Consider the following 11047-nt stretch of genomic DNA (forward strand, 5'->3'; position numbering starts at 1 on the left):
GCCATGACCATCAGTCGAATTCTGGTCGCCAACCGCGCCGAGATCGCCTCGCGCGTCTTCCGCACCGCCCGGAAGCTCGGCATCGGGACCGTCGCGGTGCACTCCGACGCCGACGCGGACCTGCCGTTCGTGGCGGAGGCGGACCATGCCATACGTCTCCCGGGCAACGCCCCCGCCGAGACCTACCTCCGCGCTGACCTCGTCATCGAGGCGGCCAAGGTGGCCGGTGCCGACGCGATTCACCCGGGCTACGGGTTCCTGTCGGAGAACGCCGACTTCGCCCGCGCCGTCGAGGCGGCCGGTCTGGTCTGGATCGGGCCCGCGCCCGAGTCGATCGAGCAGATGGGCTCCAAGATCGAGGCCAAGAAGATCATGGCTGCCGCCGGGGTCCCGGTGCTGGAGGCGCCGGCCTCACCGGTCGAGTCCGACCTGCCCTTGCTGGTCAAGGCCTCCGCCGGTGGGGGTGGGCGCGGGATGCGGATCGTCCGCTCCCTCGACGCTCTCGGCGCCGAGATCGCCAAGGCCGAGGCCGAGGCCGCGTCCGCCTTCGGGGACGGGACCGTCTTCGTGGAGCCGTACGTCGAGGCCGGCCGCCATGTCGAGGTCCAGGTCGTCGGTGACGGCGCCGGCAACGTCGCGGTCTTCGGCGAGCGCGACTGCTCGGTACAGCGTCGCCACCAGAAGGTCGTCGAGGAGTCCCCGGCTCCGCTGCTTCCGGACACCGTCCGGGCGGCGCTCCACGAGGCCGCCCGGAACGCTGCCGCGGCGATCGACTACCGCGGCGCCGGGACCGTCGAGTTCCTCTACGACGCCGCCACGGAGCGGTTCTGGTTCCTGGAGATGAATACGCGGCTTCAGGTGGAGCATCCGGTGACCGAGCTGGTGCACGGGGTGGATCTGGTGGAGCTGCAGATTGCGGTGGCCGAGGGGTCGCTGGAAGAGGTCTCGACAAGCTCGACCACCAGCGTGGACGGGCATGCGGTGGAGGTGCGGCTGTATGCCGAGGATCCTTCCGCGGACTATCAGCCGCAGTCGGGGACGTTGACGACCTTGGAGTTCATCTCGACAAGCTCGATACACCGCCCCGGCGACGCCCGGATCGACGCCGGCTACGCGTCAGGCTCGGAGGTCAGCACCTTCTACGACGCCATGCTGGCGAAGGTGATCGTGCACGCGCCCACGCGCGAGGCAGCGATCCGGCGGCTCGTCGGGGTGCTGCGTACGGCCAAGATCCACGGCCTGGTGACCAACCGGGAGCAGCTGATCGGGATCCTCGGTTCCGATGCGTTCCGCAGCGGCGAGGTCACGACCGCTCTGCTCGCGAAAGAAAATTTTCTTTCAACGGTCGACGACCCTGGTGCAGCTGTCGCGGCGGCGGTCGCGCTGGCCGAAGGGACCCGTCGCCCGGGGCTCCCGGTCGCCTGGCGCAACGTCACCAGCCAGCCCCAGCGGACGGTCTTCGAGGATGACTCCGCGGACGGCCTCGTCGTGGAGTGGTACGGCACCCGCGACGGCTACCGCATCGACGGCTTCGAGGTCATCGATGCAGGTCGGGAGCGGGTTGTGCTCGAGAAGGACGGCCTACGCACGACGTACGAGGTCTCGATCGACGGCGACCGGATCGACGTCGACTCCTCGTTCGGCCACACCGCGCTGCGGAAGCGTCCGAGGTTCACCGACCCCGCGACCCAGACCCAGCCCGGAAGCCTGCTGGCGCCGATGCCGGGGTCGGTCATCAGCGTGCTCGCCGAGTCCGGCAGCAGCGTCACGGAGGGCCAGCCGCTGCTGGTCCTCGAGGCGATGAAGATGCAGCACACGGTGACCGCGCCCACCGACGGCGTACTCACCCAGATCAACGTCAAACCAGGAACCCAGGTCGCCGCCGGCGAGGTGCTGGCCGTCGTAGAGGAGACAGCATGACCACGACCGCATTCACTGAACCCGAGGAACGGGCGGCGCTGCGAGAGGCCGTCGCGAAGCTGGCCGGGAAGTACGGCCACGACTTCGTCGCCAAGCAGGCCCGCGAGGGCGGCAAGATGACCGAGATGTGGCTCGAGATGGGCCGCAACGGGTTCCTCGGCGTCAACATCGCCGAGGAGTACGGCGGTGGTGGCGGTGGCATGAGCGACCTGGCCGCCGTGCTCGAGGAGGCCGCGACCGCCGGCGCTCCGCTGCTGATGATGGTCGTCAGCCCGGCGATCTGCGGCAGCATCATCGGCCGCTGCGGCACCGACGAGCAGAAGAAGCGCTGGCTGCCGGCGATCGCCGACGGCTCGCACTTGATGGCCTTCGGGATCACCGAGGCCGACGCCGGCTCCAACTCCCACAAGATCACCACCACCGCCAAGCGTGACGGCGACAGCTGGGTGCTGAACGGGCAGAAGACCTTCATCTCGGGTGTCGACGAGGCCGACTCGGTCCTCATCGTCGCCCGCACGGAAGACGCCAAGACGGGCAAGCTCAAGCCCGCGCTCTTCGTGGTCCCGACCGACTCCGAGGGCTTCACCAAGCAGGTCATCCCGATGGCCTGGGAGGCGCCGGAGAAGCAGTTCACCCTCTTCATCGACGACGTACGTCTCCCTGCCGACGCCCTTGTCGGCGACGAGGACGGCGGCATCTGGCAGCTCTTCGCCGGCCTCAACCCCGAGCGCATCATGGGCGCCGCCCTCTCCTGCGGGATGGCGCGCTACGCTCTCGCCAAGGCGGTGGAGTACGCCGGGTCGCGGTCGGTCTGGAAGGACGCCCCGATCGGCTCCCACCAGGGCATCGCCCACCCGCTCGCGAAGGTCAAGATCGAGCTGGAGCAGGCTCGCCTGCTGTGGCAGAAGGCCGCCGCGCTCTACGACGCCGGCGACGACGCCGGTGCCGGAGAGTACGCCAACATGGCCAAGTACGCCGCTGGCGAGGTCGCCTGCAACGCCACCGATGCCGCGGTCCACACCCACGGCGGCAACGGCCTGACGGTCGAGTACGGCCTGGCCAACCAACTCGTCGCCGCCCGCCTGGGCCGGATCGCCCCGGTCAGCCGGGAGATGATCCTCAACTACATCGCCATGCACACCCTGGGACTCCCGAAGTCCTACTGAGCACGCCGAAATGAGTACAGGGCCGGTCGCGAGCGACCGGCCCTGTTGCGTACGTCTGTCTCTACTTCTTCGGCTCGATGATCACGATGGTGCTGAGGATCTTGTCGGCGAAGGTCTGACGCTTGTCGTCCCACAGCGGCCACAGGTAGCCGATGTAGCAGGCGAGCTGGTCGAGATAGTGGACGAAGAAGCGCCCGATCGAGAACCAGGTGCCGAGGACCTGGCCGTCGGCCTCCTTGACGACCTTGATCCCGAGGACGCCCTTGCCGATCGAGTAGCCGGTCTTGCCCTGCTTCAGGCCGTAGTTCCAGAACAGGTAGGCGAGAGACACGAGGAAGCCGATGAACATGAGGAGCCCGCCGATGGCCATGAGCGCCCCGTTGGGCTCGCCGGCGTCCGTGTACATGCCGGTGTTCGGGTCATACTCCGCGACACCACCCGCGGCGGCTCCGCCGATGAGCAGGCCGTAGCCGATCCAGAACGGGATCATCGCCACCGCGCCGACGAGTCCGTCGATGATGAAGGCGCCCGCGCGTGCGCCCCAGGAGGCGTACGGCGGGGTCGGGGCTCCATAGCCGTAGCCGGCCGGGGCGGCGCCGTAGCCGGTGGGAGCGGCAGGAGCGCCGTAGCCCTGCGCGGGCGGAGGCGGCGGAGCGCTGGGCTGACCGTAGGCCGGGGCGGGCGGCGGAGTCGGCGGCAGGGGCTGGCCGGAGGGGTCCTGCGGGGCGCCAGGAGGCGGGCCGTAGTTAGACATGGGCCCGAGTATGGCCACAACTCAACGTAAATGTCAGCGCACACGCCCTGAGCCCGCTGCGGCTAAGACCGAGGCTCCACCACGACCAGCGTGCTGACGAGCTTGTCGGCGAAGGTCTGCCGCTTGTTGTCCCACAGCGGCCACAGATAGCCGATCAGACAGAACGCGTCGAGGACGTGGAGCAGCTGCCGGGCCAGCGCCATCGGGACGCCGATCGTCGCCTGCGACTCTTTGCGGACCAGCTTGATCCCGAGGACGCTTTTGCCGATGGTGTAGCCGGTGCGGCCCTGCTTGAGGACGTGGTTCCAGACGGCGAAGCCGATGAACCCGAACCAGCCGACCAGGGTGACCAGGAGGCCGAAGATGGTGACGAAGAAGCCGGACTCCTGCGACAACCCGCCGCCCACGCCAGCGACCAGATAGAACGGAATCAGCAGGGCCGCGTCGATCAGCGCAGCGACGGCCCGGCGGCCCCAGGTCGCCAGCGGAGGGCCGGTGGGAACGTACGACTGCTGTGCCCACGGCGGGGCCTGGGGCTGCTCGCCCGGTCCACGAGTGGGGTCCTGCGGTGCGCCTGGCGGCGGCCCGGGCGGCGGGCCGAAGTTCGACATCTGGTGGGTCATCTCCTCGAGTGTGATGGCCTGCTGACCTGGCCGACGTTCAATCTATCGGGTCAAACAGGGGTTAGCCTGACCCTTATGGCTGGAGCGGCGACGGCAATGGATCGGGCTCAGCGCCGGTTCCCGCCGGTCGCGTTCCCGCTGGCTGTCGTCTACAAGTTCTACGAGGACCAGGGCAACAACCTCGCCGCGATCATCACCTACTACGCCTTCGTGGCGGTCTTCCCGATCCTGCTGCTCGCCTCCTCGATCCTCGGTTTCGTGCTGGAGGGCAACCCGAGCCTGCAGGAGGCGGTGCTCGACACGGCGCTGGCGCAATTCCCGATCATCGGCGACCAGCTCGGCCGCAAGGAGCTCACCGGCTCGACCGGCGCGATCGTCATCGGTGGTATCACCGCCCTCTACGGTGCGCTCGGCCTGGGCCTCTCGCTGCAGAACGCTGTGAACACCGCCTGGTCGGTGCCGCGCAACAGCCGCCCCAACCCGATCCTTCTGCGGGTGCGGGCGCTGTTCATGCTTGCCGCCGGCGGACTGGCCATCCTCTCGGTGACCGCGCTGTCCCTGCTGCTGAGCCGCACCGACTTCCTCGGTTTCAAGGCGGTCGACGTCGGCTACTGGCTGGTGATCCTCGGCACCGTCGTGATCGTCACCGGCATGCTCTGCGTCGTCTTCCGGATGGCCACCACCCGCGACCACGCCCTCGGGCACGCCCTCCCGGGCGCGTTCACGTTCGCGATGCTGTGGCAGGTGCTGCAGTACTCCGGCGCGGAGTTCGTCCAGCACGTGCTCGCCGCCACCCGCGGCATGAACCAGACCTTCGCGCTGGTCCTCGGTCTGGTCGCCTTCCTCTACATCGCGGCGCTGATGGTGGTGATCTCGATCGAGGTCAACGTCGTCTTCGCCCGTCACCTGTGGCCGCGAGCGCTGCTGACTCTCTTCACCGACGACGTCGAGCTGACCGAGGCCGACCGCCGCGCCTACGCGAGCTATGCCCTCATGCAGCGTCACAAGGGCTTCGAGACGGTCGCGGTCACCTTCGACGGTCCGGATGGCGACAGTCACGAGATCGTCATGGACCCCTCCTGGCTCCGCAAGACCGCGAGGCGGATCCGTCGCCACGACGAGTTCAGCCGGCCGCTGCCGCCGACCAAGCCGCCGCCCCCGGTGCCGCCGGGCCAGCTGCGCGCGGTGCCGCACCCCGATGAGGACGAGTCGAAGCGGCGTACGAGTTCTTAAAGCTTCCTCCGCAGCGGCACGAAGCGATACCAGCCGTGCCTGCTGAGTCGCGCCGGGCCCGTCGCGTTCCGCTCCACCAGCATCATCAGGCCGGCGACCGGCACCACCATCCGCCCGGGTGCGGCGAGCTGGTCCATCAGCTCGCGCGGCAGGGCCTCGGCCTCGGCGGAGACGAGGATGCGATCGTACGCAGCCTCCTGGGGCCACCCGAGAACCCCGGGCTTCGCCTTCTCGATGCGGGCCCACGGCTGGTCGGTCGCGGTCAGGTTCCGGCGGCCGAACCTGACCAGGGAGGGTTCCAGCTCGACCCCGATGACGCTGCCCTCGGGACCCGTCAGGTGGGCCAGCAGCGCGGTGGTCCAGCCCGAGCCGGAGCCGACGTCGAGCACCTTGTCGCCCGGTGCGACCTCGAGAAGATGAAGCATGTCCGCCACCGTCCGCGGCTGCGAGTTGGTCTGGCCGTGGCCGATGGGAAGCGGCTCGTCGAAGCCCGCGAAGCCCCGCTCCTCGGGAGGAAGGAAGCCCTCCCGGGGGATGGCGGAAAACGCATCGAGGACCGCGTCCACCCCTCCAGTCAAGCACCGTAATGTCTGCCCCATGACTGAGTCGCCTGAAACCACTGCTGAACTCGTCCACCTCGACGTCACCGATGGTGTCGCCACCATCACCCTCGACTCGCCGGCCAACCGCAACGCGCTCTCCCGACAGTTGGTCACCGAGCTGTTCGAGGCGCTGCACGCGGCCGACAAGGACACCTCCGTCAAGGCGGTCGTGCTCCAGGCGACGGGCACCGTCTTCTGCTCCGGCGCCGATCTCTCCGAGGCCGCGACGGTGCCGATGGAGGAGGGGACCCGCGGGATCGTACGTCTCCAGCGCACCATCGTCGCCCTGACCAAGCCCGTCGTGGCGAAGGTCCAGGGACCCGTACGCGCCGGTGGTCTCGGGCTCGTCGCCGCCGCCGACATCGCGATCGCCGCCGACACCGTCTCGTTCGCGCTCACCGAGGTCCGGCTCGGCCTGGCACCCGCCGCGATCTCCCTCTCGATCCTGCCCCGGATCGACGCCCGCGCCGCCTCCCGCTACTTCCTCACCGGCGACAAGTTCGACGCCGCCGAGGCCGCCCGCATCGGCATCCTGACCGCCGCCGTCCCCGCCGCCTCGCTCGACGACGAGGTCGCCGCCATCACCGCCTCCCTGCTCGAGGGCTCCCCCCAGGGCCTGCGCGAGACCAAGCGCCTCATGGTCCGCGGCCTGGTCGAGCACATCGACGCCGGCGGCGACGAGATGGCCGCCCTCTCCGCCCGCCTCTTCGGCTCCGACGAGGCTCGCGAGGCGATGACCGCCTTCTTGTCGCGCAAGAAGTAGTGCCAGCGAGGTCGTCGCTCGTTGGGAGAGCGCGGACGCACGTGAGCTGCTCGACCCGGCCGGCCACACGATCGAGTTCACCACCACGCTCGACAACTTTCGGGTGGAGTTGGGTTGCGACTTCGAGATTCCGGGCGATCTGCACGTCTACATGTCGGCCGATGGCTGGGACCAGGAGAGCGCCGGATGGTGCACCGAGCCGCGGGCGAACTACCACGGCAACGGCAGTGGGTCGGTCGTGCTCGGCGGACCAGGGAAACACAAGATCACGTTGCGGGCGCTGCACAAGGACGGATCGCCGTACGTCCCCGCTGACGGCACGATCGAGATCAACCTGGCGGTCATCGACCACGTCGAGGGCTGGGTCGGCGGCTAGTCGGTTCGCCACGGTGGTCGACTGGCGGCACCGCTGCCCCCGTAGCACCACGTCGGGGGTAGAGTTGTCTCCTTGCCGTGCGCCATGGGGGGCGCACGGCGGGTGTGAATCTTTGTGACGGGGGAACATCCAGTTGAACGACAAGCTGGCTGAGCGCGAGATCGCTCAGGAGCAGGGGTTCGTAGATCGTGTCTACCTCCAGCTGGGAGAGTCGGCGCGCGCTGCGCACGAGCTGGCCAACGAGGGCCGCGAACGTGGGGCCCTGGGGCATGAGGGCGGTCTGGTGGAGCGCGACGCGTTCGCCTTCCAGGCTGCGCGACGCATCGCGCAGCTCGACGCTGCCCACGAGGGGCTCGTCTTCGGCCGCCTCGACCTCGACCCGTCCGTCGACACGGAGCCGCGCTACGTCGGCCGCATCGGTCTGCGCGACGCCGAGCGTGACTCGCTGCTGATCGACTGGCGGGCGCCGGCGGCTGCGGTGTTCTACCAGGCCACGGCCGTCGAGCCGCGGTCGGTGATCCGGCGGCGGGTGCTCCGTTCCGAGGGGCAGAGCGTGATCGGTGTCGAGGACGAGCTGCTCGACGCCGAGGCGCTGGAGCGCACCGGTGCCGACCTGCCGATCGTCGGCGAGGGCGCGCTGATCGCCCAGCTCAGCCGTGCCCGCGACCGCACGATGCACTCCATCGTCGCGACCATCCAGGCCGAGCAGGACAAGGCCATCCGCGCGCCGGGCAAGGGCGTCACGACCATCTCCGGTGGTCCCGGCGTGGGCAAGACCGTGGTGGCTCTCCACCGCGCCGCCTACCTGCTCTACACCGAGCGTCGCCGCTACGAGTCCGGTGGCGTGCTCATCGTCGGGCCGTCGGGTGTCTTCATGCGCTACATCGAACGCGTCCTGCCGAGCCTCGGTGAGACCGCGGTCGCGCTGCGCTCGCTGGGTGAGGTCGTGGACGGCGTACGTGCGACCTGGCACAACGACCCCGCCGTCGCCGACGTGAAGGGCTCGGTCCGGATGGCCGAGGTGCTGCGCCGTGCCTCGCGCCAGCAGGCGCCGGGCTCCCCGCGCGAGTTCAAGGTCTTCTACCGGGACGACTCGCTGCGACTGGACGGCAAGCGGCTCGGTGAGCTGCGGCGACAGCTGATGAGCCAGGGCCGCCGCAACCAGCAGCTGCGTCGCGTACCTCAGATGCTTCTCGACATCCTCTGGCGTCAGGTACGCGGCGAGCGAGGCCGCGAGCGAGGTCGCGAGGTCTTCAACGACGAGATGCTCGACAACCCCGCCTTCCTCGAGTTCGCCGCCGCCTGGTGGCCGGCGCTGGAGGCGCGTGAGGTGCTCGGCTGGCTCCGCGAGCCGGAGTTCCTCGCTCGCGTCTCCGAGGGAGTCCTGACGTACGACGAGCAGCAGCTGCTCCTCAAGTCGTGGGCCGGTCGCGGCCTGACCGACGCCGATCTGGCCATCGAGGACATTCCGCTGCTCGACGAGCTCCGATACGCGATCGGCGACATCCCCGAGCAGGTCGCCGACGAACGGGACGCCGACCAGAGCGGCATCGACATCGCCGAGCTGATGACCGCCTCCGACCGTGAGTTCTCCTCGGGGCGGGGCTGGCGCCCGCCGACGTACCGGATCGACGACGACCCGTTCGCCCACATCCTCATCGACGAGGCCCAGGACCTCACCCCGATGCAGTGGCGGATGGTCGGTCGCCGGGGACGTACGGCCTCGTGGACCATCGTCGGTGACCCCGCCCAGTCCTCGTGGCCGGTGGCGGAGGAGTCCGACGCCGCCCGGGCCAAGGCGCTCGAGGGCAAGCCGGTCCACGCGTTCCACCTGTCCACGAACTACCGCAACTCGGCCGAGATCTACGACTTCGCCGCGGCCTACGCCGAGCGGGTCGGTCTCAACGCCGACCTTCCCACCGCGGTCCGCTCCACCGGCGTCGAGCCGCGGGTCATCGAGCACTCGGTCGACCTGGAGAAGGCCACCCGGGAGGCGGTCGGCGAGATCGCGTCGCAGGTCAGCGGCACCGTCGGCATCGTGGTCCCGGTCGCGCGCCGCTCCGACGTCAACGCGTGGCTGGCGTCCTGGTCGGAGTTCGCGGACGACGCCCCCAGCGCCGCCGCCTCTGCTGCCGACCCGACCTCCGTGCCCTCCGGCGAGGACCGCATCGTCGTCCTCACCGGCCTGGACACCAAGGGCCTCGAGTTCGACGGCATCGTCGTGGTCAGCCCCGACGAGATCGAGCGCGAGTCGGCCACCGGCCGCGCCACGCTCTACGTCGTCCTCACCCGTGCGACCCAGCTGCTGACCACCGTCTCCTGAGCAAGCGGCCCTGACTGCACTAGCCGATGACGCTTTGTGAAGGATTCACAAGGCGTCATCGGCTAGTGCAGCGCTCGACGGAAGGTCAGCCGTGGGACGGCTTGGCGTCGGCGGTGACCTCGACGCCCTCGGCGAACTCGACGAGCTGCTCGTCGGTGAGGTGGACGGTGCTCCACATCTGGATGACGACGGTGAAGTCGCGGTAGGCGTACTTGAGCATCGTCGCGCCGTCGGGAGTGGTGACGAGGGTGGCGGGCTGGCCATTGACTGTGGTGTCGGTCGAGCCCCCGGTTTCGGAGCTGCTCGCCTCCAGAGTCACCACGATCTTGTCGCGGAAGTCGCTGACCGTGGTGTCGTCGTCGGGGCGGGCGACGGCGAGGACGTACTGGTCGGATCCCTGCAGTACGAATCCTTCGGGCACCTTCGCCACGGTGAAACCGGGCATCTGGGTGCCGTCGTAGTCGACCAGACGTACGTTGTCGGCGGCCTGTACCGTCGGGACGCCGTCGTTGCCGGAGGTCAGGGCGATCCCGCTGAAGGCGCCGCCGACCGCGAGAGTCAGCGCGGCGCCGCCGAGAGCGGCGCGCTTGATCCGGCGCCGGGAGAGCGCCTTGTGGCCACGGCGAAGGTCGGCCGCGGCATCGTCAGCCGTCGAGGCGGACGGGGACGGGGTCAGGCGGGCGAGGCGGTCGATCACGTCGTTCATCGGGAGTCTCCTGTCAGTTGGGTGGGGTTGAGCAGCGCCCGGAGCTTGTCCAGGCCGCGTGCGGTCTGGGACTTCACGGTTCCGGTCGAGCAGCTGAGCGCGTCGGCGACCTCCTCGACCGAGAGGTCGTGGACATGGCGGAGCACGACAGCCGCGCGCTGGCGGGGCGGGAGCTCGGCCAGCGCCGCGACCAACTCGGGATCGACCATCGCCGGATCCTCGACCGGCGCCTCGGGCAGCGAGACGGCGCCCTGCTCCCGCCGGAAGAACGGGCGCCTGCGGTGGTCGGTCAGGCAGTTGATCAGGGTGCGGCGAGCGTACGCAGCGGGATGCTGGGACGCTCGCCCCCAGGCCAGATAGACCTTGACCAAGGTCGACTGGACCAGATCCTCGGCCAAGTGGGCGTCGCCGGCGGTCAGCAGCCGGGCAGTGCCGACGAGCGGCGCTCGGTGGCGGCGTACGAAGGCCCCGAATTCGGCGTCTTGGGAACGTCTCACGCACTGTCAACGGATTCGGGGCACCGTTGGGTTGCACGGGCCCACCATCCGAATCGAATGGGTCACGCGTCAGCGCGCGGATTA

The 11047-nt window shown here is 69.4% G+C and carries 11 protein-coding genes; 6 read left to right on the plus strand and 5 right to left on the minus strand.

What is annotated here, in order from left to right; genetic code table 11:
* The first annotated feature begins 3 nt into the window (after positions 1 to 3).
* The gene (locus ABTW65_RS19455; protein WP_350663071.1) at positions 4 to 1920 is read left to right on the plus strand and encodes an acetyl/propionyl/methylcrotonyl-CoA carboxylase subunit alpha; all 1917 of its coding nucleotides are present in this window, start codon (positions 4 to 6) and stop codon (positions 1918 to 1920) included.
* Complete coding sequence (locus tag ABTW65_RS19460; RefSeq protein WP_350663073.1) at positions 1917 to 3086, plus strand: acyl-CoA dehydrogenase family protein; 1170 nt, start codon at positions 1917 to 1919, stop codon at positions 3084 to 3086. The genes ABTW65_RS19455 and ABTW65_RS19460 overlap by 4 nt, the downstream gene beginning before the upstream one ends.
* 61 nt (positions 3087 to 3147) lie before the next feature.
* On the opposite strand, the gene ABTW65_RS19465 is transcribed toward ABTW65_RS19460, so the two are convergent.
* Together ABTW65_RS19465 and ABTW65_RS19470 are read right to left on the minus strand one after the other, a co-directional pair.
* Positions 3148 to 3840 (minus strand): RDD family protein, encoded by a 693-nt coding sequence (locus ABTW65_RS19465; RefSeq protein WP_350663075.1) that lies wholly within the window; start codon positions 3838 to 3840, stop codon positions 3148 to 3150.
* A 62-nt stretch (positions 3841 to 3902) separates the two neighbouring features.
* A complete protein-coding gene (locus ABTW65_RS19470; protein WP_350663077.1) occupies positions 3903 to 4463 on the minus strand; it encodes an RDD family protein in 561 nt (186 codons plus the stop codon).
* Between the two features lie 75 nt (positions 4464 to 4538).
* On the opposite strand from ABTW65_RS19470, the gene ABTW65_RS19475 reads away from it, so the two are divergent.
* Positions 4539 to 5696, plus strand: a complete 1158-nt coding sequence (locus ABTW65_RS19475) for a YihY/virulence factor BrkB family protein (protein WP_350663079.1) — start codon at positions 4539 to 4541, stop codon at positions 5694 to 5696.
* On the opposite strand, the gene ABTW65_RS19480 is transcribed toward ABTW65_RS19475, so the two are convergent.
* On the minus strand, positions 5693 to 6274 hold the full coding sequence (locus tag ABTW65_RS19480) for a protein-L-isoaspartate O-methyltransferase family protein (protein ID WP_350663081.1): 582 nt from the start codon (positions 6272 to 6274) through the stop codon (positions 5693 to 5695). The genes ABTW65_RS19475 and ABTW65_RS19480 overlap by 4 nt on opposite strands.
* Positions 6275 to 6293: 19 nt before the next feature.
* Between ABTW65_RS19480 and ABTW65_RS19485 the strand changes: the two genes are divergently transcribed.
* The 3 genes from ABTW65_RS19485 (at position 6294) to ABTW65_RS19495 (ending at position 9760) form a co-directional block, all read left to right on the plus strand.
* On the plus strand, positions 6294 to 7061 hold the full coding sequence (locus ABTW65_RS19485; protein WP_350663083.1) for an enoyl-CoA hydratase family protein: 768 nt from the start codon (positions 6294 to 6296) through the stop codon (positions 7059 to 7061).
* A 103-nt stretch (positions 7062 to 7164) separates the two neighbouring features.
* A complete protein-coding gene (locus ABTW65_RS19490; RefSeq protein WP_350663085.1) occupies positions 7165 to 7437 on the plus strand; it encodes a hypothetical protein in 273 nt (90 codons plus the stop codon).
* A gap of 133 nt (positions 7438 to 7570) precedes the next feature.
* Complete coding sequence (locus tag ABTW65_RS19495; RefSeq protein ID WP_350663086.1) at positions 7571 to 9760, plus strand: HelD family protein; 2190 nt, start codon at positions 7571 to 7573, stop codon at positions 9758 to 9760.
* An 85-nt stretch (positions 9761 to 9845) separates the two neighbouring features.
* Here the strand turns inward: ABTW65_RS19495 and ABTW65_RS19500 are convergent, their stop codons facing one another.
* Both ABTW65_RS19500 and ABTW65_RS19505 read right to left on the minus strand, forming a co-directional pair.
* Positions 9846 to 10466 carry a hypothetical protein gene (locus tag ABTW65_RS19500; RefSeq protein ID WP_350663087.1) on the minus strand — a complete coding sequence of 207 codons (621 nt, stop codon included), beginning with the start codon at positions 10464 to 10466 and terminating at the stop codon, positions 9846 to 9848.
* On the minus strand, positions 10463 to 10963 hold the full coding sequence (locus ABTW65_RS19505) for a SigE family RNA polymerase sigma factor (protein WP_350663088.1): 501 nt from the start codon (positions 10961 to 10963) through the stop codon (positions 10463 to 10465). Before ABTW65_RS19505 ends, ABTW65_RS19500 begins: the two co-directional genes overlap by 4 nt.
* Between the last annotated feature and the right edge of the window lie 84 nt (positions 10964 to 11047).

The organism is Nocardioides sp. NPDC127503 (assembly GCF_040302165.1).
GTDB lineage: Bacteria > Actinomycetota > Actinomycetes > Propionibacteriales > Nocardioidaceae > Nocardioides.